Annotated in this window: 25 protein-coding genes and 1 tRNA gene; 13 read left to right on the top strand and 13 right to left on the bottom strand. The window is 65.9% G+C overall.

Annotated features, from left to right (window positions below):
• Nucleotides 1-71: 71 nt before the first annotated feature.
• A complete protein-coding gene (locus D8I30_RS11960) occupies nucleotides 72-767 on the top strand; it encodes a pirin family protein (protein WP_121482941.1) in 696 nt (231 codons plus the stop codon).
• Between the two features lie 99 nt (nucleotides 768-866).
• Complete coding sequence (locus D8I30_RS11955) at nucleotides 867-1,130, top strand: hypothetical protein (protein ID WP_162938897.1); 264 nt, start codon at nucleotides 867-869, stop codon at nucleotides 1,128-1,130.
• A gap of 3 nt (nucleotides 1,131-1,133) precedes the next feature.
• Here D8I30_RS11955 and queE read toward each other — a convergent pair whose 3' ends face one another.
• Nucleotides 1,134-1,769 (bottom strand): 7-carboxy-7-deazaguanine synthase, encoded by a 636-nt coding sequence (gene queE, locus D8I30_RS11950; protein WP_121483520.1) that lies wholly within the window; start codon nucleotides 1,767-1,769, stop codon nucleotides 1,134-1,136.
• Nucleotides 1,766-2,473, bottom strand: a complete 708-nt coding sequence (queC, locus tag D8I30_RS11945) for a 7-cyano-7-deazaguanine synthase QueC (RefSeq protein ID WP_430805159.1) — start codon at nucleotides 2,471-2,473, stop codon at nucleotides 1,766-1,768. The genes queE and queC overlap by 4 nt, the downstream gene beginning before the upstream one ends.
• A gap of 205 nt (nucleotides 2,474-2,678) precedes the next feature.
• On the opposite strand from queC, the gene D8I30_RS11940 reads away from it, so the two are divergent.
• The gene (locus D8I30_RS11940; protein ID WP_121482939.1) at nucleotides 2,679-4,274 is read left to right on the top strand and encodes a response regulator; all 1,596 of its coding nucleotides are present in this window, start codon (nucleotides 2,679-2,681) and stop codon (nucleotides 4,272-4,274) included.
• Nucleotides 4,275-4,292: 18 nt separating this feature from the next.
• Here D8I30_RS11940 and D8I30_RS11935 read toward each other — a convergent pair whose 3' ends face one another.
• Nucleotides 4,293-5,327, bottom strand: coding sequence for a ligase-associated DNA damage response exonuclease (locus tag D8I30_RS11935; protein WP_121482938.1), 1,035 nt, complete (start codon nucleotides 5,325-5,327; stop codon nucleotides 4,293-4,295).
• Between the two features lie 72 nt (nucleotides 5,328-5,399).
• Between D8I30_RS11935 and D8I30_RS11930 the strand changes: the two genes are divergently transcribed.
• The 5 genes from D8I30_RS11930 to D8I30_RS11910 all read left to right on the top strand — a co-directional run bounded on the left by D8I30_RS11930 (nucleotide 5,400) and on the right by D8I30_RS11910 (nucleotide 7,974).
• The gene (locus D8I30_RS11930; RefSeq protein WP_121482937.1) at nucleotides 5,400-5,882 is read left to right on the top strand and encodes a PaaI family thioesterase; all 483 of its coding nucleotides are present in this window, start codon (nucleotides 5,400-5,402) and stop codon (nucleotides 5,880-5,882) included.
• Entirely contained in the window at nucleotides 5,879-6,289 is a 411-nt protein-coding gene (locus D8I30_RS11925) for a PaaI family thioesterase (protein WP_121482936.1), read from the top strand. The genes D8I30_RS11930 and D8I30_RS11925 overlap by 4 nt, the downstream gene beginning before the upstream one ends.
• A gap of 110 nt (nucleotides 6,290-6,399) precedes the next feature.
• Nucleotides 6,400-6,747, top strand: a complete 348-nt coding sequence (locus tag D8I30_RS11920) for a hypothetical protein (RefSeq protein WP_121482935.1) — start codon at nucleotides 6,400-6,402, stop codon at nucleotides 6,745-6,747.
• A gap of 91 nt (nucleotides 6,748-6,838) precedes the next feature.
• Nucleotides 6,839-7,273: a hypothetical protein gene (locus D8I30_RS11915; RefSeq protein ID WP_162938896.1), complete on the top strand. Its 435-nt coding sequence runs from the start codon at nucleotides 6,839-6,841 to the stop codon at nucleotides 7,271-7,273.
• A gap of 65 nt (nucleotides 7,274-7,338) precedes the next feature.
• Nucleotides 7,339-7,974 (top strand): LexA family transcriptional regulator, encoded by a 636-nt coding sequence (locus tag D8I30_RS11910; RefSeq protein WP_121482933.1) that lies wholly within the window; start codon nucleotides 7,339-7,341, stop codon nucleotides 7,972-7,974.
• 69 nt (nucleotides 7,975-8,043) lie between these two features.
• Here D8I30_RS11910 and D8I30_RS11905 read toward each other — a convergent pair whose 3' ends face one another.
• A complete protein-coding gene (locus D8I30_RS11905; protein ID WP_121482932.1) occupies nucleotides 8,044-8,523 on the bottom strand; it encodes an SH3 domain-containing protein in 480 nt (159 codons plus the stop codon).
• A 220-nt stretch (nucleotides 8,524-8,743) separates the two neighbouring features.
• On the opposite strand from D8I30_RS11905, the gene D8I30_RS14595 reads away from it, so the two are divergent.
• Entirely contained in the window at nucleotides 8,744-8,947 is a 204-nt protein-coding gene (locus D8I30_RS14595) for a hypothetical protein (protein WP_205570714.1), read from the top strand.
• A 94-nt stretch (nucleotides 8,948-9,041) separates the two neighbouring features.
• Here the strand turns inward: D8I30_RS14595 and D8I30_RS11895 are convergent, their stop codons facing one another.
• Together D8I30_RS11895 and D8I30_RS11890 are read right to left on the bottom strand one after the other, a co-directional pair.
• Nucleotides 9,042-10,715 carry a lysine--tRNA ligase gene (locus D8I30_RS11895; protein ID WP_121482931.1) on the bottom strand — a complete coding sequence of 558 codons (1,674 nt, stop codon included), beginning with the start codon at nucleotides 10,713-10,715 and terminating at the stop codon, nucleotides 9,042-9,044.
• A gap of 49 nt (nucleotides 10,716-10,764) precedes the next feature.
• Complete coding sequence (locus D8I30_RS11890) at nucleotides 10,765-11,223, bottom strand: MaoC family dehydratase (RefSeq protein WP_121482930.1); 459 nt, start codon at nucleotides 11,221-11,223, stop codon at nucleotides 10,765-10,767.
• A 114-nt stretch (nucleotides 11,224-11,337) separates the two neighbouring features.
• Between D8I30_RS11890 and queA the strand changes: the two genes are divergently transcribed.
• The 3 genes from queA (at nucleotide 11,338) to tgt (ending at nucleotide 14,225) form a co-directional block, all read left to right on the top strand.
• Nucleotides 11,338-12,429, top strand: a complete 1,092-nt coding sequence (gene queA, locus D8I30_RS11885; protein WP_121483519.1) for a tRNA preQ1(34) S-adenosylmethionine ribosyltransferase-isomerase QueA — start codon at nucleotides 11,338-11,340, stop codon at nucleotides 12,427-12,429.
• On the top strand, nucleotides 12,426-12,893 hold the full coding sequence (locus D8I30_RS11880) for a hypothetical protein (protein ID WP_121482929.1): 468 nt from the start codon (nucleotides 12,426-12,428) through the stop codon (nucleotides 12,891-12,893). The genes queA and D8I30_RS11880 overlap by 4 nt, the downstream gene beginning before the upstream one ends.
• Nucleotides 12,894-13,109: 216 nt before the next feature.
• Nucleotides 13,110-14,225 carry a tRNA guanosine(34) transglycosylase Tgt gene (gene tgt, locus D8I30_RS11875; protein WP_121482928.1) on the top strand — a complete coding sequence of 372 codons (1,116 nt, stop codon included), beginning with the start codon at nucleotides 13,110-13,112 and terminating at the stop codon, nucleotides 14,223-14,225.
• Here tgt and D8I30_RS11870 read toward each other — a convergent pair.
• Together D8I30_RS11870 and D8I30_RS11865 are read right to left on the bottom strand one after the other, a co-directional pair.
• Nucleotides 14,222-14,770 carry a hypothetical protein gene (locus D8I30_RS11870; protein ID WP_121482927.1) on the bottom strand — a complete coding sequence of 183 codons (549 nt, stop codon included), beginning with the start codon at nucleotides 14,768-14,770 and terminating at the stop codon, nucleotides 14,222-14,224. The two genes, tgt and D8I30_RS11870, sit on opposite strands and share 4 nt — an antisense overlap.
• Before the next feature lie 87 nt (nucleotides 14,771-14,857).
• Nucleotides 14,858-14,937, bottom strand: a tRNA-Lys gene (locus D8I30_RS11865).
• A gap of 147 nt (nucleotides 14,938-15,084) precedes the next feature.
• Between D8I30_RS11865 and D8I30_RS11860 the strand changes: the two genes are divergently transcribed.
• Complete coding sequence (locus D8I30_RS11860; protein ID WP_121482926.1) at nucleotides 15,085-16,452, top strand: tyrosine-type recombinase/integrase; 1,368 nt, start codon at nucleotides 15,085-15,087, stop codon at nucleotides 16,450-16,452.
• A gap of 659 nt (nucleotides 16,453-17,111) precedes the next feature.
• Here D8I30_RS11860 and D8I30_RS14850 read toward each other — a convergent pair.
• From D8I30_RS14850 to D8I30_RS11835, 5 genes are all read right to left on the bottom strand, one after another.
• The gene (locus D8I30_RS14850; protein WP_240387236.1) at nucleotides 17,112-17,321 is read right to left on the bottom strand and encodes an alkaline phosphatase D family protein; all 210 of its coding nucleotides are present in this window, start codon (nucleotides 17,319-17,321) and stop codon (nucleotides 17,112-17,114) included.
• 126 nt (nucleotides 17,322-17,447) lie between these two features.
• Nucleotides 17,448-18,230, bottom strand: a complete 783-nt coding sequence (locus tag D8I30_RS11850; RefSeq protein WP_276118645.1) for an acid phosphatase — start codon at nucleotides 18,228-18,230, stop codon at nucleotides 17,448-17,450.
• Nucleotides 18,214-19,890 (bottom strand): alkaline phosphatase D family protein, encoded by a 1,677-nt coding sequence (locus D8I30_RS11845; protein ID WP_121482924.1) that lies wholly within the window; start codon nucleotides 19,888-19,890, stop codon nucleotides 18,214-18,216. Before D8I30_RS11845 ends, D8I30_RS11850 begins: the two co-directional genes overlap by 17 nt.
• A 101-nt stretch (nucleotides 19,891-19,991) precedes the next feature.
• The gene (locus D8I30_RS14500; RefSeq protein ID WP_162938895.1) at nucleotides 19,992-20,195 is read right to left on the bottom strand and encodes a TonB-dependent receptor; all 204 of its coding nucleotides are present in this window, start codon (nucleotides 20,193-20,195) and stop codon (nucleotides 19,992-19,994) included.
• A gap of 130 nt (nucleotides 20,196-20,325) precedes the next feature.
• A complete protein-coding gene (locus D8I30_RS11835) occupies nucleotides 20,326-20,781 on the bottom strand; it encodes a DUF305 domain-containing protein (RefSeq protein ID WP_205570713.1) in 456 nt (151 codons plus the stop codon).
• Nucleotides 20,782-20,988: the final 207 nt, after the last annotated feature.

Here is a 20,988-nt window from a genome sequence, read left to right as displayed (position 1 = left end):
AACTACTGTTGCATATACCGTTTCGCGATCCTATCTAGGCCTCAAGCATTCCTCGGATGGGAGACCGCACCATGATCGACGTCAGACCTTTCAGCACCCTCGGCGGCGCCAACCACGGCTGGCTGAACGCCAGGCACCACTTCTCCTTCGCCAACTACTATGACCCCAAGCGCATGGGCTGGGGCCGGCTGCGCGTCTGGAACGACGACGAGATCGCGGCCAAGTCCGGCTTTCCGCCCCACCCGCACGCGGACATGGAGATCATCACCTACGTCCGCACCGGGGCCATCACCCACCAGGATTCCATGGGCAACACCGGCCGTACGGCGGCGGGCGATGTCCAGGTGATGAGCGCGGGCACCGGCGTGCGCCACGCCGAGTACAACATGGAGAACGAGCTCACGACCCTGTTCCAGATCTGGATCGAGACGGACCGGCCCGGCGCCCAGCCGTCCTGGGGCCAGCGCGAGTTCCCCAAGAGCGACCGCTCGGGCCGCTTCACCGTCGTCGCCTCGGGCGATCCGGCGGACGAGGCCCTGACCATCAACGCGAACGCCCGCGTCCTGGCCGCCACGCTGAAGGCGGGCGAGAGCCTGACCTATGACCTGGCCGCCGGTCGCCGCGCCTATCTGGTGCCCGCTGTGGGCCGGGTGGACGTCAACGGCACGGCGCTGAACGCCCGCGACGGCGCCGGCATCATCGACGAGCCGACGATCACCATCACGGCCAAGCAAGACGCCGAACTGGTGATGGTCGACAGCCTGTAAAACGACGATCTGGTCCAAAGACCACAGGGGGCGCTCGAAAGGGCGCCCCCTTTCTTTTTGCGCGCTGACAGGACCGGCGCGCGCGGGCAGACTGCCGCCATGATCCAGCGCCTCACCACTCTCGCCCTCTGCCTGACCAGCGCCCTGATGCTTCAGGGCTGCGTCGCGGGCGCCGTCGTCGGCGCTGGAGCCGCCGTAGTCGGCGGCGCGGCCAAGGTGACGGGCGCGGCCGTCGGCGCCGGCTTCGACGCCGTCACCACCTCGGACGAGGAAACCAAGGCCAAGCGCGAGCGCGAGCAGCGCGAATGGGAACGCGAACAACGCCGCTGCGAACAAAGACAGCGACAGGGCAAAGCCTGCTGATCCCTACCGCACCCCGATATATTTGTGCGTCTGGACGCTGAGCCGCCATTGCGGATGCGTCAGGCAGTATTCGATGGCGGCCGCGGTGTTCGCGGCCTGATCGGGCCCATCCATCGGTTGAAGCCAGAAGCGCTCGAAATCGAGGTGTTCAAAGCGATCGGGCATGGCCAGCGCCTGGGGGAAGACCAGCTTCAGTTCCTGGCCTGACGTCTGGACCACGGGCGCGTCGGCCTTGGGGCTGATGCAGATCCAGTCGATACCCTTAGGCGCCGCAAGCGTGCCGTTGCTCTCGATGGCGATCTCGAACCCGCGCGCGTGCAGGGCCTCGATCAGGGGCGCGTCCAGTTGCATCAGCGGCTCGCCGCCGGTGCAGACGACCAGCTTGGGATCGCCCTCGCGGCCTCGCCACATCCCGGCGACATGGTCGGCCATCAGGTCGGCGGTCTTGAACTTGCCGCCGCCGTCGCCGTTGGTCCCGACGAAATCCGTGTCGCAGAAGGTGCAGACGGCGCTCGCGCGGTCCCGCTCCAGCCCGCTCCACAGATTGCAGCCGGCGAAGCGCAGGAAGACGGCCGGGCGGCCCGCCTGCCCGCCCTCGCCCTGCACCGTCAGGAAGACTTCCTTGGCCGAATAGGTCATGCGGCCGCCCATTCAGCATAGCCCGCCGCGCGCAGTTCACAGGCCGGGCAGGTCCCGCAGCCATAGCCCCAGGCATGCCGATGCGTCCGGTCGCCCAGGTAGCAGGTGTGGCTGAACTCGATGATCGTCTCGACCAGGGCGCGTCCGCCGATCTGGTCCGCCAGCGCCCAGGTCTGGGCCTTCGTCAGGAACATCAGCGGCGTCTCGACCGGAACGGACTTGTCCAGGCCCAAAGACAGGGCGCGCGCCGTGGCCTGGATCGTCTCATTGCGGCAGTCGGGATAGCCGGAATAGTCGGTCTCGCACATGCCGCCGATCAGCACCTCCAGCCCCCGGCGGTCGGCCAGGGCGGCCGCCGCGACCAGGAAGATCAGGTTGCGTCCCGGCACGAAGGTGTTGGGCAGGCCGCGGGCGTCCGCCTCGATGGCGCGTTCGGTGGTCATCGCCGTCTCGCCGATGGCGCCGAAGCCGGTCAGATCGACCACGTGATCATCGCCCAGACGGTCGACCCACTGCGGCAGCGCCTTAACCAGTTCCGCGCGCACCGACTGGCGCGCCTGCATCTCCACCGCATGACGCTGGCCGTAGTCGAAACCCACGGTCTCGACCCGATCGAAACGCTCCAGCGCCCAGGCCAGGCAGGTGGCGCTGTCCTGGCCGCCCGAGAACAAGACGAGGGCTGATTTTTCAGAGTGTTGCGCGATTACGCTCATGACAAATCTGCGGTCGGCCGCAGGCCGCGCGCATCCAGAAAGAAACCGGGATCAGAAGATGGGACGTCGCTTCCTATACGCCAGTGGCCGGGACACGGCAAAAGGAAGTCGTACGGGAAGAAGAAACGGCCACGCTTAACCCTTCCGCAAATGATTCTCTGAGAATGTAAAAGCACCTCAGTAGGAGTCCGGCCGAATGCCGACGATCGAAGTGCTGACTGATCGCGTAGAACCGGTGGCGAAGACCGCCATGACCGGCGAGATTCTGGCGCGGTTCGAGCGCGAGCCGAACACGATGGTGATTCCCGTCGTCGACGGCGATCGCCCCATCGGCCTGATCGAACGCGGCGACTTCCTGCTGAAGCTCGCGGGCCCCCTCGGCCAGAGCCTGTACGGGGGGCGCGAGGTCACGCACCTGATGGACCCGGAACCCGCCGTGATCGACGCCGGGGTTCGTGTGGACGCCTTTTCCTCCATCATCCTGAAAAGCGGGCCGGGCGCGCTGATGCGCGGCTTCATCGTCACCCATGGCGGGGCCTATCGCGGCGTGGGCACGGCCGTCGCCCTGCTGCGCGCCATCAACGAAGATCAGCGTCACGAGAACCAGAGCCTGGTCGAACAGCTTCGCTCAGCCGACGAGGCCGAGCGCTCGGCTCTGACCGCCGCGCGCGACAAGAGCCGCTTCATGGGTCTTCTCAACCGCGAACTCAGCACTTCGATGAACGGCGTGCTGGCCGTGGCCGAACTCCTGCACCGCCAGCCCCTCAACGACGCGGCCAAGGCTCACGCCCGGACCATCATGGATTCGGCCGAGGACATGCTGGACAACCTGCGCGACGCCCTCGACCTCGCTCGCGCCGAAGCAGGCGAACTGCAAATCGCCGCCGCCGCTACGCCGTTGCGCACCCTGATGGACGATATCCAGAGTCACTGGTCCCCGCGCGCGGCTCAGGACGGCGTCACCCTGATGGTCGGCTACGAAGGCGACACCGAACTGGCGGCCATGGTCGATCAGGGCCGGCTGCGCCAAGTGTTCAACAACCTCATCGGCAACGCGCTGAAATTCGCGCGACACGGCATGGTCGAGGCCAGCCTGAAGGTTCAGACCCAGGGCGATCGCGTCCTGATCGAGGCCCGCGTCCGCGACGACGGCCCATCGGACGACAACCGCGCGGGCGGGCTGATCGACCCTTCCGCGGACGACGCCGGTCTGAGCCTGGCGATCAGCCGACGCCTGATCGAATGCATGGACGGACGCATCTGGGCCGAGAACAACACCGGGCGCGGCGCCACCTTCGCCTTCGACCTGTCCGCGCCCATCGCCTTCATCGAGCGCGAAGAGCCGACCAACGTCGCGGATCTGGACCAGTTCCAGCTTCACACACGCCCCCATGTGCTGATCGCTGACGACAACGCGACAAACCGCGTGGTCGCCCAGGCCCTCTGCGAAATGTTCGGCTGCACCTCGGAAGCCGTCGAGGATGGACAGGAAGCCGTCGAGGCTGTGGAGTCGCGGCCGTTCGATCTGATCCTGATGGACATCAAGATGCCGCGCCTGGACGGCATCGGCGCCACTCGCGCCATTCGCGCCTTGGCCAGCGCCCAGCGCGACATTCCCATCATCGCCCTAACCGCCAACGCCGATCCCGACGACGCCAAGGCCTACCTGGCCGCCGGCATGGCCGCCGTGGTCGAAAAGCCGATCAAGCCGGAACGACTGCGCCTGGCCATGAACACCGCCCTGGAGCCGGCGGTCGCCCAGACTCCCGCCCGGGCCCGCGGCGCCGCCTGACGGATCGCCGCTGAGCGATCAGGCCGGGATCGTGCTGTCCGGCGCCTGCTCGTCTTCCTCGTCATAGCCCACAAGACGCAGGGCGCGAGCCTTCACGCCGCTCAACTCGGCCCAACGCAGCAAGCCTTCCTCGCGCCCGTGCGTGATCCAGATCTCTTCCGGGCCCAGTTCCTCGAAGGTCCGGATCAGTTCCGGCCAGTCGGCGTGGTCGGAGATGACCAGGGGCAGTTCCACCCCTCTCTGCCGGGCTCGCGCCCTCACCCCCATCCAACCCGAGGCAAAGGCCGCGACCGGATCGGCGAACCGGCGCGCCCAGCGGTCCTGAATGGCGGATGGCGGGGCGATCACCACCTCTCCGCCCAGCGCTCCGGCCGCCAGCCCCGTCGCGGGCGCCAGGGAGCCGAGATCGACGCCCTCGCGCTGATAGAGGCGGTTCAGGCGCTCCAGCGCGCCGTGAACATGAATGGTCCGGCTCCAGCCCGCCTCGCGCAGCAGACAGATCACCCGCTGAGCCTTTCCCAAGGCATAGGCGGCCACCAGGTGAGCCCGATCGGGAAACTGGGTCAGGGAATGGATCAGGCGGCCGATCTCTTCTTCATCCGGTGGATGGACGAACACCGGCAGACCGAAGGTCGCCTCGGTGATGAAGACATGGCAGGGAACCGGCTCGAACGGCGGGCAGGTCGGGTCGCGGCGCCGCTTGTAATCGCCCGAGACCACCATGGTCAGGCCGCCCCGCTCAACCACGACCTGGGCCGAGCCCAGGACATGCCCGGCCGGCACAAGACGTACCGTCGCCCCACCGATCTGCGTCGTCTCTCCATAGGCGGCGGCCTGGACGCGCCCGGCGAATTCCGGACCATAACGCTCGGCCATGATGGCCAAGGTCTGGGGAGTAGCCAGCACCGCCCCATGGCCCGACCGCGCGTGGTCCGAATGGCCGTGGGTGATCACCGCACGATCCACCGGCCGCACCGGATCGACATAGAAGTCGCCGGGCGGGCAGTAGAGACCGGCCGGGGTCGGACGCAACAGTTCTTCAGGTCGGGTCATTAAGCGATGCGTCCGCTGGACAAGGGCGCGCCCGGCGGGCGACCAAGGACAAGCGCAACACAGGACGCCTTGATGACGGATTCGTTCCTAAACACGCTGCTGCCCCAACTCGCTTCAGGCGCGGCTCATACTCATGCGCTCGGCTTCGCCTTTGAAGGCCTGAAGGGCGATCGCGTCCGCATGCGCGTCCCCTATCGCGAGGACCTGATCGGCGATCCCGAGACAGGCATTCTGGCGGGCGGGCTGGTGACGACCCTGCTCGACCACGTCGGCGGCCTGGCCGTCTGGGTGACGCTAGGGACCTTCCGCCCCGTGGCGACCCTTGATCTGCGCGTCGACTATATGCGGGCGGCGACGCCCGGACGCGACCTGCTGGCCGAGGCGCGCTGCTACCGCCTGACGCGCAACCTCGCCTTCGTACGCGCCTGGGCCTTCGAGGACGACCCGACCGATCCCGTCGCCGCGGCCCAGTCCGCCTACATGGTCAGCGCCGAGGGCGACCATCGCCCCGGCGCAAACCTGAAATCCCGGCGCACGACGGAGGGCGCGGCATGACCTCCTCCCTGCTCGACAGCCTGCCTTACGCCCGCTTCCTCAACCTCCAGACCCAGATCAACGGCGACGAGATCACCGTCGTCATGCCCTTCGCGGACCGCCTGATCGGCAACCCCATGCTGCCCGCCCTGCACGGCGGCGCGACCGCCGCCCTGCTGGAGATGGCGGCCATGGCCCAGGTCTCGCTCACCTATCCTCGCCTGCGTCTGCCGCGCCCGATCAACGTCACCGTGGCCTATCTGCGCTCGGGGCGTCCGGTCGACGTCTTCGCCCGCGCGCGGATCAACAAGGCCGGCCGCCGCGTCGCCCATGTGGTGGCCGAGGCCTGGCAGGACGCCCGCCACGAGCCGATCGCCGCCCTGACCGCCCATTTCCTGCTGGATCCGGATGAGACGCCGCCAGCGTGACCGAAAAGTCGCGCACCCGCGTTCGCGTTAACGAATGTAAACAAATCCCTACCAAAAATCGTTAATACAGGTTAAAGCTTAACCATCGTTCTTTCTACGAGGGGTAAGTCATGGACCACACTCAAGTCATCGCCGGCGTCGCCAGCGAACTGCATGCCACCGAGAAGGCGCTGGATGACGCCATCACCCACGCCACGACGCTGGTTCAGGCCATGATCGGCGCCCGCACGGCCCTGTCGATCTCGCCGGTGGCTGGTGCCATGTCCCAGACCAAGGCAATGGAAGTCATCGCCGCCCTCAGCACCGCGCGCGAATCCGCCGTCGCCTGCCACGCCGAACTCCAGAAGGACCACCGCCGCCTGGGCTTCGGCACCTACGCTGCCGGTCCGGTGGACAAGCCGGACGAATGGGACAGCCGCCCGATGGGCCACCAGGAGCGTCATCTGCGCGTCGCGTGAATTCGGCGTAACCTTGCGGATCAGGTCTCCGCTTTCCGCACCGCATAATGTAGGAATGCCCCCATTGTCTGGACGATGATGGGGGCATTCGTTGTTCAACTTTATTTGGGGATACGTCGGCGCCGGAGGCGTACTCCTGGTTTGCCTCTTCGCGCTAACGAAGGGCGGTCGTCCCGAACGCATCGGTGCAGGAACCATGTTGAGCGCCTGGTTTCTTTCTATCCTATCCCAGACCTTTCTGGGCTATGCTTCGGTCCAATGGCCGATGTTCCTGATCGACTTGGCCGTCCTCGCCGTATTTGTCGCCCTCGTTTGGAAAGCTCCCCGATCCTGGCCGGTATGGGCGGCTGCCTTCCAACTCCTGGCCGTGGCGAGCCACGTCATGGTTCTGCTGAAGCTGCGGCCCGAAATTTCAGCCTTTTACACGGTGCTCAATATGGCCGCTTACGGCATCATGATCGCCATTGCCTTTGGCACCTTTATCGCCTGGCAGGAGCGGCGCGCCGTGGGGCTTGAAGAGACCTAGGTAGATATTCCTATACGAGTAGGCTAAAATGGTAATCCGAACCTTTCAGTTTCAGAGCCTACGTCGTGCCGCTTTCTCACGCCCAGATCTGGAAGGCGCTTGACGTTCTGGCGCGGCGCGAGGGCGTTTCGGCCTCGGGTCTGGCGCGGCGCGCGGGCCTGGACGCCACCAGTTTCAACCCCTCGAAGCGGCTGGGACCAGGACAGCCGCCGCGTCCGCGCTGGCCCTCGACCGAGAGCCTGATGCGGGTGCTGGAGGCGACGGGGCTCAGCCTCGGCGAATTCGCCGCCCTGGCCGACGACGCCGCGCCGCAGCCGCGCTCGATCCCCCTGCTGGGCCTGGCTCGGGCGGGCGACGAGGGCTTTTTCGACGATGCGGGCCTGCCCATGGCCGAGGGGTGGGACCAGACCGAACTGCCCGCCCGCAAGGACAGCCTGTTCAGTCTCACCATCGACGGCGATTCCATGGAGCCTGTCTATCGCCCCGGCGACCGCGTGATCGTCGACCTCGAGGCTACCGAGGTCCGCCGCGGCGACCGGGTCGTGGTGCGCACGACGAACGGCGAAACCCTGGCCAAGGAGATCGCCGCCCTGAACGGGCGCGAGGTGACCCTGGCCTCGGCCAATCCGCACTATGCACCACGCACCCTGCCCCGCCACGAGGTGGTGTGGATGGCCCGCATCCTGTGGGTCAGCCAATAGCGGACGCGGTAAGAGCCGCCTCTTGCGGGCGGCCCTCGTTCCAATCGACGCGGGGGAGAAATCCGCCGATCAGTTACGGGTGACGTAGTGGGCGTTGACCCAGCCGCCGCCGGCGATCTGGACCCATTCGCCCTGCGATCCCACCGCCGTGAAGGGCTGGCCGGCCGACAAGCTGCCGGCCTGGCGATACTGCGTGCCCGGCCCGGTGCGGATGCGCAGGTTGGAGGTGGCGCGATACATGTTGGCGTTGGCCTGGGCGGCGGCGCGCGTGCGCTGCTGGTTGCAGCCGATGTAGGAGCCGGCCGCCGCGCCGGCGCCGGCGCCGACCACCGCACCCAGAGCGCGCTCATTCTTGGACACCTGGCTGCCGGCCAGGCCGCCCAGAACGGCGCCGATGGCGGCGCCTGCCTGTTGACGGCCACCCGGCGCGTCGCAGTTGGTGATCCCGTTGGCCTGGGGCATGGCGCTGGCGCTCATCGGAACGGCGGCGGCGCTCAGGGCGGCGAACATAGCGGTGGCGGCCAAACCCGCCTTGAAGGTCTTCGACATAGGGCTCTCCTGTCATCGAGTTGTCGATGGAGCGAGAATGCCTCGGCCAAGCTGAAGGCTCGCCCAGCCGCACCGTTATATTCGGTTCATATTTCTCGGCTTCCGCCCGGCCGACGGCCACGCCATCCGCGCCTAAGCGTTTAACGAAAAACGAATATTGTTCATTTCCTCCCCAATTAGGGGGATGGGCAGAGACCGCTTTGTCGTGCGGAATAGACCCATGGGCGATCTCGGCAAAGCAGATGTGGCGCTGGATGTGCTGTGGCGCAGCCTTTACGGCCAGCCGCTGCCGATCTCAGGCTCTCCCGAGCTCGCCTTGCAGATCATTATGGAATGCGAGCAAAAATCATGGTTCCCAGCACCCGAACCCGACGCCATCGACGTTCAATCTGGCTGCTGTCCCCGTTCGAGGGCCTGCTCTTGACCTTGGCCTTCGCCTCCCTGGTCGGCGCCCTGTTCACGGCCTGATCCACCCCGACAGGAAAACGGGCCGCCGAGATTTCGACGGCCCGAAACATTCACCCTTCGGCCAAGGCGCCACTGGCGCCTTTTTCGATCAGTTCGATCGTCTGCGGCAGACCGTAGATGGCGGCGAAGGATCCGAAACGCGGCCCCTGGGACGCGCCCAGCAGCACCTCATACAAGGCGCCGAACCAGGCCCGCAGCGGGTCGAAGGCGTGTTCCTTGCCCACTGCATAGACCTCGGACTGGATGACCTCGCCGTCGGTCGTATCGCTCGGCAGAGCCTTCAGCCTTTCCGCCAGGTCCAGCAGCGCTGCCTTCTCCTTGTCGTCGGGCAGACGATAGGTCTTCGAGGGCTTCACGAAGTCCTCGTAGTAGTTCAGCGCATAGCCCATGAGGCGATCCAGCACCGGCTCGCTCTCGGGCGTGGCGTCGGGCAGGTATTTGGCGAAATAGGCCCACAGCTGGTCCTTGGTCGAGGCGTTGGCCACGCCCACCAGGTTCAGCAGCAGGGCGAAGGACACCGGCGAGGCGCTCTCGGGCGGCTGGCCCGAGTGGATGTGCCAGACGGCGTTGTCGATCTGCTTGGCCGGTTCCTGCGTCTTGTACTGCTCGATGAAGGACAGATAGTCGTCGGTCGCGCGCGGAATGACGTTGAAGTGCAGGCTCTTGGCCGACTTCGGCGACTGGAACATGTACCAGCTCAGGCTCTCGGGCGTGCCGTAGCGCAGCCACTCCTCCATCGTCAGGCCATTGCCCTTGGACTTGGAGATCTTCTTACCTTCGACGTCGAGGAAGAGCTCGTAGTTGAAACCTTCCGGGGGAACTCCGCCGATGGCGCGGCACAGCTTGGACGACTCGCGCACGCTCTCGATCAGGTCCTTGCCCGACATCTCATAATCGACATCCAGCGCCGTCCAGCGCATGGCCCAGTCGGGCTTCCACTGCAGCTTTACATGGCCGCCGGTGACAGGAACCTCGGTACGGCCGCCTGCGGGATCGTCAAAGACGATGGTGCCGCGCTCGACGTTGCGCTCCAGCGTCGGCACCTGCAGCACATGGCCGGTGATCGGGCTGATCGGCAGGAAGGGCGAATAGGTGGCCCGGCGCTCTTCGCCCAGGGTCGGCAACATGATGCCCATGACCTTGTCGAAACGCTCCAGCATGGTCAGCAGGGCCGTATCGAACCGACCCGACCGATAGGTCTCGGTCGAGGACATGAACTCATAGTCAAAGCCAAAGCTGTCGAGGAAGGCGCGCAGGCGGGCGTTATTGTGCGCGCCAAAGCTGTCGTGCGTGCCGAACGGATCGCGCACCCTGGTCAGCGGCAAATGCAGGTCTTCGCGCAGCATCTCCGGATTGGGGATGCCTTCCGGCACCTTGCGCAGGCCGTCCATATCGTCGCTGAAGGCGATCAGGCGCGTGGCCCAATGATCGCCGGTCAGTGCGCGAAACGCGTTGCGCACCATGGTCGTGCGCGCCACCTCGCCGAAGGTGCCCATGTGCGGCAGGCCCGATGGGCCATAACCCGTCTCAAGGATCACCGGCTTGTTCAGCGCCTCGAAGGTGGCCAGAGCCTCGTCCGTCTTGCCCGCGTCGATCAGCAGTTTCGCGGCATCGCGCTCCGCGTCAGACAGCCGTTTTTTGAGCACGTGGGCCAGCAGGTTGCGCGCTTGCTCAAACGGCCACGAACGGGCCTCACGGGACAGGGTTTCGAGGTTCTGTAGCATGAACGGGCTTTGAAGCCTTGCGCGCCCGCGGTCAACCGCGGCGGGACGATCAGAGCCGCACCGAGGCGTCCTTGGGGAACTGCATCAGGTTCTCGAAGGTCATGACGACGTCGCCGTCCTGATTGCGGACCCAGGTTCTGGTCTTGACCGTTCCCCGGTCAGGGCGGCTCTGCGACGGAGTGATGGCCAGGATTTCGCGACGGACCGTGAGCGTGTCGCCGGGCCGTACCGGGCGCAACCAGCGCAGGTCGTCGATGCTGATGCCCAGCATGGGCGTGGCGCCGAAATAGCCGACATCGACGTATTCGCGCATGACCCGCGCGCAGACATGCCAGCCGCTGGCGATCAGGCCGCCGAACCGGCCCGCCTCGGCAGCCGCCTTGTCGATGTGCATGGGCTGGGGGTCGAACTGCTCGGCGAAGGCGACGATCTCTTCCTCGGTGATGGTGAAGGGCTCCCCCTCCCAGGCTTCGCCGACGGCGAGGTCATCCAGATAGCGATCGGTCATGCGCAACTCCCTACTTCGGCCGATGACATAGAGGCTTCTGCGTGATTGGCCAGCCGGCCGTTTCTCTGGCGCCTCGCTTGACCGGAAAGGCGGGGCATGAGCATTCCCCGCACCATGCGGACATCCGATTTCGACTTCGACCTGCCCGAGGCGTGCATCGCCCTGCGCCCCGCCGACCCGCGCGATTCCGCGCGCCTTCTGGTCGTGAAGGATGGCGACCTGCAGGATCGGATCATCCGCGACCTGCCGGACTTCCTGCAGCCGGGCGACGCCCTCGTGTTCAACGACACGCGCGTGATCCCCGCGAGGCTGTCAGGCGTGCGCCACCGCACGGGGCCGGAAGGCGAGCTTCTGTCGGTTCCGGTCGAGGCGACCCTCCACCACCGCGATGCGCCTGACGCCTGGTCCGCCTTCATGAAGCCGGGCAAGCGGTTGAAGATCGGCGACCGGGTGCGCTTCGGGCGCGAGGAAGACAACGCCTGCTTCCTGGGCCAGATCGACGCCGAGATCACCGCCAAGGGCGAGGACGGCCTGGTCACCCTGCGCTTCGATCTGGCTGGACCGGCGCTGGACGACGTCATCCGCGAGGTCGGGGTCATGCCCCTGCCCCCCTATATCGCGGCCAAGCGGCCCGAGGACGACCGCGACCTGAAGGACTATCAGACGGTCTTCGCGACCTATGACGGCTCGGTCGCCGCCCCGACGGCGGGTCTGCACTTCACGCCCGCCCTGCTGGACGCGATCCGCGCTCGGGGCGTCGCAACCCACGCCGTGACCCTGCACGTCGGCGCCGGCACCTTCCTGCCGGTCAAGGCGGACGACACCGCCGACCACAAGATGCACTCCGAGTGGGGCGAGGTCTCGGCCGAGACCGCCGCCGCCCTGAACGCCGTGCGCGCGGCGGGCGGCCGCATCGTCTGCGTGGGCACCACCTCGCTTCGCCTGCTGGAAAGCGCCACGACAGAGGACGGCATGGTCCAGCCCTTCCACGGCGACACCGCCATCTTCATCACGCCGGGCTACCGCTTCCGCGCCTGCGACGTGCTGATGACCAACTTCCACCTGCCGAAGTCGACCCTGTTCATGCTGGTCAGCGCTTTCGCCGGGCTGGAGACCATGCGCGCCGCCTATGCCCACGCTATCGACAGCGGCTATCGCTTCTATTCCTATGGCGACGGGAGCCTGCTGTTCAGGAAGGACGCATGACCGACGACCTGCCCGACGATTTCATCACGGCCCTGGACATCCTCGCCTCGGCGGCGAGCGAGCTTCAGGACCCGTGGTGGGTCTTCGGCGGGGCAGCGATGATGCTATGGGGGCTACGCGACTGGCGCGCGCCCGACATCGACGTGATGTGCAGCCCGCGCGACGCGCGCCGCCTGATCGAGGGCCTGTACGGCCAGGTGGTCGAGGATCCCGGCGAGGGCCTGTTCCGGTCGCAGGTGTTCGGCCAGATCCTGACCACCCCGGTGCCGCTCGACGTCATGGCGGGCATGGACGTGCGGGCCGGCGGCGACTGGGTTCCGGTGACCTTCTCGACCCGCCTGCCCATCGCGGTCGAGGACTTCACCGTCTTCACGCCCTCGATCAACGAGCAGATCGAGACCTGCCGCCTGTTCGGCCGCCCCAAGGACCTGCAACGCGCGGAAATGCTGGAAAGCCTGCGCTAACTCTTGCGCCCGTCATCCCGGAAACGGCGAAGCCGTTATCCGGGACCGCTCAAACCGCAACGCTGAACGTGACGCTTGTCGCGATCCCGGCTCAAGGCCGGGATGACGACGCCAGGGGTGACAGGGCGTGCCGTTCCGTGGTTGAGCAGTCTCGAAACACGCCGCCCGTCTGCGGCTCTCACTGGATTCCGGCGTCGGCCGGGATGAGCGGAGTCTCTGTTGCCCTTCCCGTTTGACATTTTCGCCACCGAAGGCCGCGCCCGCACCGGGGTGCTGAAGACCCCGCGCGGCGACATCCGCACCCCCGCCTTCATGCCCGTCGGCACCGCCGCCACCGTCAAGGCGATGACGGTGGATCAGGTCAAGCAGACCGGCGCGGACATCCTGCTGGGCAACACCTACCACCTGATGCTGCGCCCCGGACCGGAGCGGATGGAGCGCCTCGGCGGGCTGCACAACTTCATGCGCTGGGACAAGCCGATCCTGACGGACTCCGGCGGCTTCCAGGTCATGAGCCTGTCAGGCATCTCCAAGCTGACCGAGGAGGCCGTGACCTTCTCCAGCCACATCGACGGCTCCAAGCACATCCTGACGCCCGAGCGCTCGATCCAGATCCAGGCCGACCGGCTCGGCTCCGACATCGTCATGCAGCTGGACGAATGCGTCGCCTGGCCCGCTGAAGAAAAGCGCGCTCGCGAGGGCATGGAGTTGTCGGCGCGCTGGGCCCAGCGCTCCAAGAACGCCTTCGGCACGCGCGATGCGCAGGCCCTGTTCGGCATCCAGCAGGGTTCGACCTATGAAAACCTGCGCCGCGAGTCCTCCGAGCGCCTGCAGGAGATCGGCTTCGACGGCTACGCCATCGGCGGTCTGGCCGTCGGCGAGGGCCATGAGGCCATGTGCGAGGTGCTGGACTTCGCCCCCGAGTTCCTGCCCAAGGACCGGCCGCGCTATTTGATGGGCGTCGGCAAGCCCATCGACCTGGTCGAGGCGGTCTATCGCGGCGTCGACATGTTCGACTGCGTCCTGCCGACCCGCGCCGGGCGTCACGGCCAGGCCTGGACCTGGGACGGCCCGCTGAACCTCAAGAACGCCCGCTTCGCCGAGGATCAGGACCCGCTGGACCCGGGCGTCCCCTGCCCGGCTTCACAGGACTATTCAAAGGCCTATCTGCACCACCTGATCCGCGCAGATGAGATTCTCGGCAAGATCCTGCTGAGCTGGCACAACATCGCCTTCTTCCAGGCCCTGACCGCGGCCATGCGCGAGGCGATCAGCGAAGGCCGGTTCGAGCAGTTCCGTCGCGACTTCCGCGCCCGGCACCTGAAGGCCTAGCTGCGACGCGGAACGAACCCGGCCGGCGCGGCGGGCGGGGCGCAGTTTCGCTGCATCCCCACCCCTTTCAGGAAGGAGCGCCGACGCAACCCTGCCTGAATGGCGGACTGGACGTGCTTGCTGTGGGCGTCGGCGCCGGACAGTCGGCGCACCCAGCCGCGCGCCGGAATGAAGTCCGTCATCGTGCCGCGAACGGCGTCGAGCGTGGCCCCGGCGGCGGCGGCGGCGGCCCGCTCGCTGATGAAGGAACCGTCCTGCGACGGCGGCGCGTCCGCATCGGGCCCCAAGGCCTCGTCCAGGCGGGCGATCTCGGCCGCGATGGTGGCGCAGCGGTTCATGTTGCGCAGGTCGTAGGGGTTGGACTCCGCCTGCAGCAGGACCGTCGGAATCTCCTGACGCCGCAGGTTCAGGTCTTCCAGCGGTGCGGTCACGGCGCCGCCCAGACCGGCCCCCACCTGCTCGACCCCGCCCTTGGCCGAGGCCCCGGCGTTGCATCCGCCGAGCAGCAACGAAAGAGCGATGACGGGAACCGGAATCTGACGCATGGTTCTGTTAAATCATGGCCCAGCCGCCAAAGCCAAGCCTTCGCCGGGCATGGAGCCCTGCGTCTTCGATAACGATTGAAAGGGGAATGGTACGCCCCCCGGGCTCGAACCGGGGACCCTCTGATTAAAAGTCAGACAAAGTACCGGTTTCATTGGGTTGCAAGCGGTTTCGACCCTCACCTCTAATATATTGTTTTCTTAGGGGATATTGTTTCAGTCGGTCTCAGCCGCATGCAGACTGCTTCAGCTTTTTGGACCCCATATGGACCCCAAAATGACTTGGGGTCCAAGGCCAAATCTGCAACACTGACGCCATGCCCAAGGTCCGATTGACAGACAAATTCGTCGCATCGGTTTCCGCTCCCCCCGGAAAGCGCCTTGACGTCCATGATGAAAACCCGCGAGGCGCGGGCCTCATGTTGCGGGTGAGCGAAACCGGACGGAAGGCGTGGACGTTCCGCTACCGGACCGAGAACGGCGACAAACGTCGCTTAAGTCTTGGTCTGTACCCCGACGTCTCGTTGGTCGAGGCTCGCAAACGTTGCGCCCAGGCGCGCCTGCAGGCGATAGACGGCGTCGATCCCGCCGGCGAAAAGCGCCGCAAGAGGGTCGAGCGACAATCACAGACCATCAAGACATTTCGAGATCTCAGCGTCGCCTATTTCGACGCGACAGATCGGGGCGAATGGAAGCCACGCGGTAAGCGCAAGCGGCCTTCGACAATCGCAGCCGAGAAATGGCTCTGGACCAAGCATATCGAGCCTGCGCTGGGTTCGCTCCGACTGGAGGACGTGACCCCCGCTGCTATCAAGGAACTCTTGCGCAAGCTTCTGGCGAAAGGACAGGACACGAGCTCAAACCGCGTCCGCGCCCAGATCCGTCAGATGTTCAACTACGCCATCCTCGAAGCGGAGGCCGCTGCCTTCAACCCGGTGTCCCGGGTTCCGGCTCAGGGAAGCGAAGTTCCACGCGACCGCGTATTGAAGGATGAGGAAATCAGGTCAATCTGGGCCGCCCTTGATGATCCCGAAAGCCTGGTCAGCGCAACAGGAACCCGCCGCGCCAACCAACGAGTCTATGTCAGTCGCCCCGTCGGACTGGCGATCAAGCTGCTCCTGCTGACCCTCCAACGTCGTCATGAGATCGCCGGCATGATGCGGACTGAGGTCGACCTCGATCAAGCGGTTTGGTCGATACCGGGCTCTCGAACCAAGAACGGACGCCCCACCCTGGTGCCGCTTTCACCGAGCGCGGTCGAACTCATTCGCGAAGCGATCAGCCTCGCCGACGCCGGCCACGCTACCCCATCTCGGTTCGTCTTTCCCGCACGATGGGATCGTGACAAGTCGCTCTCACCGGCTTCGCTCACCCGCTCCCTACGGGACGTCAGATCCGCCCTGGCTCTCCCCTGCCTCACCCCCCACGACCTGAGGCGGACAGCCGCCACCATGATGGCGAGCGAACGCCTTCGGATTTCGCCCTTTGTCATTGGTCGGCTTCTCAATCACACGAGTGAAAAAGGCGGAGCCGCCTCCGTAACCCTGTCGACCTATGCCCTCTATGATTTCATGTCGGAGAAACGCGCAGCCCTCGCTGCCTGGGATCGCCTACTCGGCTCAATCCTGACCGCTCATGCAGAACGCGCACATCCTTCAGAGAGAAAACATCAAATCTCGAATTGATATTCAGATCATGTCTCAAGTTTTTATCATGAAATTATTTCAAGACATGCCGAGGGCCCGCTAATGCAGCACGCTGCTAGCCTTGCATTGATGTCCAGAGCGATCTCCGCGCGAAAAGGCTGATCAGCAGGCTGTAGCGTGCCCGTTCGTCGCCGCGCCTTTGTCCTGAATGGGACTTCCACCACCCGCCAACCGGAAAGATTGCGATGGCGTCAGGCCCGCCAGCTCAATCACCCGACCGCGCCAGAGATCGCAGTGGAGCGAGCCCGCCGCGCCGGACTTCGAGCCCAGCAGCCAATGACTGGCTTCCGGCTCGGCGCGCTCGCTGTCGTTTTCCTGGGCGGCGTTGACGCGCGCCCGTGGCGTCATCCGAGGTCTCACGGCTTCGCTTGCTGCAGCTGGCCTGCCTCTACGAAAGGAACGCCCTCTTGGAGGAACGCGCGCACCGCATCCGCCTGAAGCCGCACCCTGCCCAGGCTGGTCAGAGCGGAAACCCGGTCGCCCCCCGGGATTCGGAGACGACGGCTAGGGCGCCGCCAGGGCGGTGTCGTCCGTCAGACCGCTGTTCAGGTCCAGGCGGAAGCGCTTAATCACTACGACCTCGAAGGGCTTGGCCAGAATGGTCGAGACATGGACCAACCGCGCTTCAGCGGTTTGCGTCAGATCAGCACGATGAAGCCTTTGGCCGACTGATCGCAGAATACGACCTCGTCGTTGGCCTGCACCAGCGCCGCGTACAGCGGGAACCCGCCCAGAACGCCGCCGATCGAAGGGCTGGAGACGGCGCTGGTCCCGAACTCGACGGCGCGACGCGCACCGCTGGCGTCCTTGAGCTCATTGACCCAGAAGGCGTGGGTGTCGCCGGCCATGACGCGCTAACCAGGCGCGCAAGGCGTTCTCGTGGGGAAGACTTCCCGACCCATTCCGCGCGTTCTCGAGACACCGCCATCGGCAAGCGTAGCAGCAGGATGTGACGCCTGGCTTACAGTCCGGGTCTATTGCGAGCTCTTGGCGTTCGACGTCGTCAGTTCGCCTCTGGCGCGTCCGAAGTCGCGCTGGAACTCAGGCTCGGCCTTGAGCCGTGCGACGAGTGCTGCGCCGACCAAACGTCCCGCCTCGACATCGCTGACGTAGTGGACGCCGCAGATGACGCGACTGTCGCCATAGGCCAGTCCCCGGGCGAGAATCTCCTCGGCTCGATCCGGCGCCAATTCCGCCAGCACCAGCGCCCAGGCCCAGCCTATGGCTGCGTGGCCGGACGGATAGGACCCGCTTTGGGCCAGCCAGGGCTCGGCCTCGATGCAGATGTTCGCCGGTTCGGCCACGAAGGGCCGCGAGCGAGCATAGGTTGCCTTGGCCGAGGCCTGAACGGCTTCCAGGTCGGCATGAAGCCGTCCCAGCAGCAGGGCGAGAGCCGGAGTCTGTTGTGGATCGAAGGGGCTGCCGAGCGCCTCGCTGAACACGCGCGGAGCGGCTGGCGTGACGATTTCGGCGTCAGCGGCCGCTTGAGCCCATCGCGGATAGCCTTCCAGAGCGCGGGTTTCACGATAGACCGAAACGTCATTTTGAGCACGCAGAGAGCCTGCCTGCGGCGGCGGCGGCAGGAAGGCCAGGGCTTCAAACCCGGCCGCGGGTGCAAGATAGCCCTTGGGGTGGTCGGCATAACCCTGCCACAGGGTGATGTCCCTGCCAGCGTCCGAAGTGGCGGCGCACCCGGCCAGGGCAAGCCCGATGAAAGCGCTGAGAAAGGCGCGCCGCATCTCAGCCTTCCCCGACATTGAAGCCGCCTGCCCGGTCGGTCGTGATGCAGGCGAAGCGCGTGGCCCTGCCATCGCGGGTCTTGATGTCCGCGACCTGATGATAATCACAGCGCAAGGCTGTGCGGGTGATCTCCACAATCAGGAAACCATGGTCCCGGACATGGGCGAAGCGCACGTCGGGATTCCTGGCCACCAGGGCTGTCTCGGCGATCTCATAGATGCGCGGGTCCGGGCTGATGGTTTCATATCCGCCCGGCGACGTGACGCTGCCCACGCCGAATTCCACTCCGATGAAACTATCGTCGCGCGGATCATGCAGACGGTTGCCCCAGAACATATGGGTATCGCCGCTCAGAACAGCCAGATTGGCTCCACTGCGACGGGCGGCGTCATACAGACGAAGGCGCGCCGCCGGATAACCATCCCACGCATCCAGATTGATCGGCAGGCCCAGGCGCGTGCTTTCCAGCCACCGGCGCGAGCCCGGCCGCGAAAGCGCTTCTTCGAGCATCTCGTCCGGCAAGATGGACATGAAGTCGGGCGCCCGCATCCGGGCCACGATGACTTGATTGGCCAACATCTGCCACGCTGTTCCGCGCTGGACGGAGGCGGTCAGGGCGTCCTCCAGCCACGCTTCCTGCGTCGCGCCCATCATGGAGCGTTCGGGGCGGTTCAGCACCGCAGCCTCGAAGCGGGCGGCGTCGGGGCGGCCCTCGGCGTCAAAGATCATCTCGCGCGAGGCGCTGGGCGCCTGGGTGCGGCCGGTCAGGCGCGTCTCGACCGCGATCAGGGACAGCAGATCGCCGAAGTCATAGACGCGGTTCAGCACATGAGCCGGGCGTCCAGGCGCCGGGTCGCGCATGGGCAGCCATTCAAAATAGGCCTGGATCGCCGCATCGCGACGCCGATCCCAAGGGCCTTCTGTATCTTCGTTATGCGCCGATGACCCGCCCATCCAACTGTTGTTGGCCGTCTCGTGGTCGTCCCAGACGGTGATGAAGGCGGCGCGGGCGTGAGCGGCCTGCAGGTCCGGGTCGGCGCGGTACTGGGCGAAGCGGCGGCGGTAGTCGTCCAGGGTGAGAATCTCATGCGCCGGATCGTGCTCGCGCCCCAAGGCGCGGCTCTCAGGCCCGCCATAGCCGTCGACGCCGTATTCATAAATATAGTCGCCGAGGTGGACGACGGCGTCCACCGGTTCCTCCAGTTCGGCGATGGCCCGATAAGCGTTGAAATAGCCGAAGCCGTAGTGAGAGCAGGACACGACGGCCAGACGGGCGCGCTCGACATCGCCTGACGGCAGGGTGCGTGCGCGCCCGGCGGGCGAGACGGCGTCCGCGCTATGGAAGCGATAGAAATACTCCCGGCCAGAGTGAAGACCTGTGACATCGACCTTGGCCGTGTGGTCGCGCGCCGTCTTCGCCAGGGTCGTTCCGGATTGGACGACACGGGTGAACCCGGCGTCCTCCGCCACCTCCCAGCGCAGAGCGACGGCGCTCCCCTCCCCTACCGCGCGGGTCCAGATCACGAAGCCGTCCTGGGTCGGATCACCCGCCGCGAGCCCATGTGTGAACGCAGCCGGATCGACTGATTCACGCGCAGCGACAGGGCCGGCCAGCGCGGCGCCGCCGGTCACCAGAGCCAATGCGCCGCGACGCGATAGACGAAGGTTATGCGTCATCGAACCTACTCTTCATTTCGTTCGAAATGCGCCCAGCACACGGCGCGGAAAGGCGTCCCGGCGGCCGGAAGACCGGCCGCCGGGCAGAAAGGATCTGGGTCCTAGAAGCGATAGGCCAGGTTCACGCGGAACATACGCGGCAGGCGGGGCATGACAGCGACTTCCTTGTAGACCTCCGCCGAAGGGGTGAAATACTCCTCGTCGAACAGGTTATCGATGTTGGCCGACACTGTGACGTTGCGCACCTTCACATAAGCCGCCGCCTTGGCCAGCGTATAGGCGGGCAGGCGTAGGCTGCTCTCCAAGATGCCGCCCGTTCCGCACCACTTGTGCGGACACGCCGAAACGCGCCCTATCTCCTCCGGGCCGTAGCCCCTGAAGGAGCTTCTCACGTTGACGGTTACAGCATGTCGGGCTTCGCCTGGGCTGACAGGATCAGCCGGGATGGCGCGCAAGCCAGGATTCGAGTTCCGTGACTTCTCTGGTCTGCGCGTCGATAACCGCCTGAGCCATGCGACGTATTTCAGCATCGGTCGCATCACTCGCAAGCAGAGCCTGCGACATCGCGATAGCTCCTCGATGATGGGCGATCATCTTCCTGGCCCAAGTCCGCTGGGTGTTGACGTCTGTCGCCATCATCATGGAGCGATGCATGCTCATTTCCGCCTCGGTAAAGGGTGTCCGAGGCATGCTCATGCCCGGCGGCGTCGCATGGTCCTGGCCCATCATTCGCTGATCCTGGGCGGCCTGGGGCATCTGCATGCCGGCCATCGGTTGACCCCGCGGGACCGCACCGGGTTTCAGCGCGCCCGCGCATCCAGCCGCGAGCAGGGAAAGTGTTGACAAGGCGATGGCCGTCCGTGTGACGGGCTTTTGCGTGATGTTGAGCATGGGGGCAAACCCTCTGGATCAAGCCGCCTGCCAACCGAACGGCGTGTCCGCGGCTGGGGCCGTGTCTGGCCTTGAGCTGAACGAACCTCGGCAACCTTGGTTCAGTTCGACGGGCGTGCACGCCATGATCGGCGCGGCGGCGCTGGGCGCGGACCGGGGACGCGCCGTCTTCGGGCAACGGCGACGTCCCAGTCTGACAAGCGTTTC

The sequence above is a fragment of the Brevundimonas naejangsanensis genome, assembly GCF_003627995.1.
Taxonomy (GTDB): domain Bacteria; phylum Pseudomonadota; class Alphaproteobacteria; order Caulobacterales; family Caulobacteraceae; genus Brevundimonas; species Brevundimonas naejangsanensis_B.
The sequence above is the reverse complement of the archived record's forward strand: the minus strand, read 5'-3'. Positions and strand labels throughout refer to the sequence as shown.

Excerpts from the sequence above, each read along its gene's own strand:
- D8I30_RS11960 (WP_121482941.1), top strand. The coding sequence starts at position 72 with ATGATCGACGTCAGACCTTTCAGCACCCTCGGCGGCGCCAACCACGGC.
- D8I30_RS11955 (WP_162938897.1), top strand. The coding sequence starts at position 867 with ATGATCCAGCGCCTCACCACTCTCGCCCTCTGCCTGACCAGCGCCCTG.
- queE (WP_121483520.1), bottom strand. The coding sequence starts at position 1,769 with ATGACCTATTCGGCCAAGGAAGTCTTCCTGACGGTGCAGGGCGAGGGC.
- D8I30_RS11940 (WP_121482939.1), top strand. The coding sequence starts at position 2,679 with ATGCCGACGATCGAAGTGCTGACTGATCGCGTAGAACCGGTGGCGAAG.
- D8I30_RS11935 (WP_121482938.1), bottom strand. The coding sequence starts at position 5,327 with ATGACCCGACCTGAAGAACTGTTGCGTCCGACCCCGGCCGGTCTCTAC.
- D8I30_RS11930 (WP_121482937.1), top strand. The coding sequence starts at position 5,400 with ATGACGGATTCGTTCCTAAACACGCTGCTGCCCCAACTCGCTTCAGGC.
- D8I30_RS11925 (WP_121482936.1), top strand. The coding sequence starts at position 5,879 with ATGACCTCCTCCCTGCTCGACAGCCTGCCTTACGCCCGCTTCCTCAAC.
- D8I30_RS11920 (WP_121482935.1), top strand. The coding sequence starts at position 6,400 with ATGGACCACACTCAAGTCATCGCCGGCGTCGCCAGCGAACTGCATGCC.
- D8I30_RS11905 (WP_121482932.1), bottom strand. The coding sequence starts at position 8,523 with ATGTCGAAGACCTTCAAGGCGGGTTTGGCCGCCACCGCTATGTTCGCC.
- D8I30_RS14595 (WP_205570714.1), top strand. The coding sequence starts at position 8,744 with ATGGGCGATCTCGGCAAAGCAGATGTGGCGCTGGATGTGCTGTGGCGC.
- D8I30_RS11895 (WP_121482931.1), bottom strand. The coding sequence starts at position 10,715 with ATGCTACAGAACCTCGAAACCCTGTCCCGTGAGGCCCGTTCGTGGCCG.
- D8I30_RS11890 (WP_121482930.1), bottom strand. The coding sequence starts at position 11,223 with ATGACCGATCGCTATCTGGATGACCTCGCCGTCGGCGAAGCCTGGGAG.
- queA (WP_121483519.1), top strand. The coding sequence starts at position 11,338 with ATGCGGACATCCGATTTCGACTTCGACCTGCCCGAGGCGTGCATCGCC.
- D8I30_RS11880 (WP_121482929.1), top strand. The coding sequence starts at position 12,426 with ATGACCGACGACCTGCCCGACGATTTCATCACGGCCCTGGACATCCTC.
- D8I30_RS11870 (WP_121482927.1), bottom strand. The coding sequence starts at position 14,770 with ATGCGTCAGATTCCGGTTCCCGTCATCGCTCTTTCGTTGCTGCTCGGC.
- D8I30_RS11860 (WP_121482926.1), top strand. The coding sequence starts at position 15,085 with ATGCCCAAGGTCCGATTGACAGACAAATTCGTCGCATCGGTTTCCGCT.
- D8I30_RS14850 (WP_240387236.1), bottom strand. The coding sequence starts at position 17,321 with ATGGCCGGCGACACCCACGCCTTCTGGGTCAATGAGCTCAAGGACGCC.
- D8I30_RS11850 (WP_276118645.1), bottom strand. The coding sequence starts at position 18,230 with ATGTCGGGGAAGGCTGAGATGCGGCGCGCCTTTCTCAGCGCTTTCATC.
- D8I30_RS11845 (WP_121482924.1), bottom strand. The coding sequence starts at position 19,890 with ATGACGCATAACCTTCGTCTATCGCGTCGCGGCGCATTGGCTCTGGTG.
- D8I30_RS11835 (WP_205570713.1), bottom strand. The coding sequence starts at position 20,781 with ATGCTCAACATCACGCAAAAGCCCGTCACACGGACGGCCATCGCCTTG.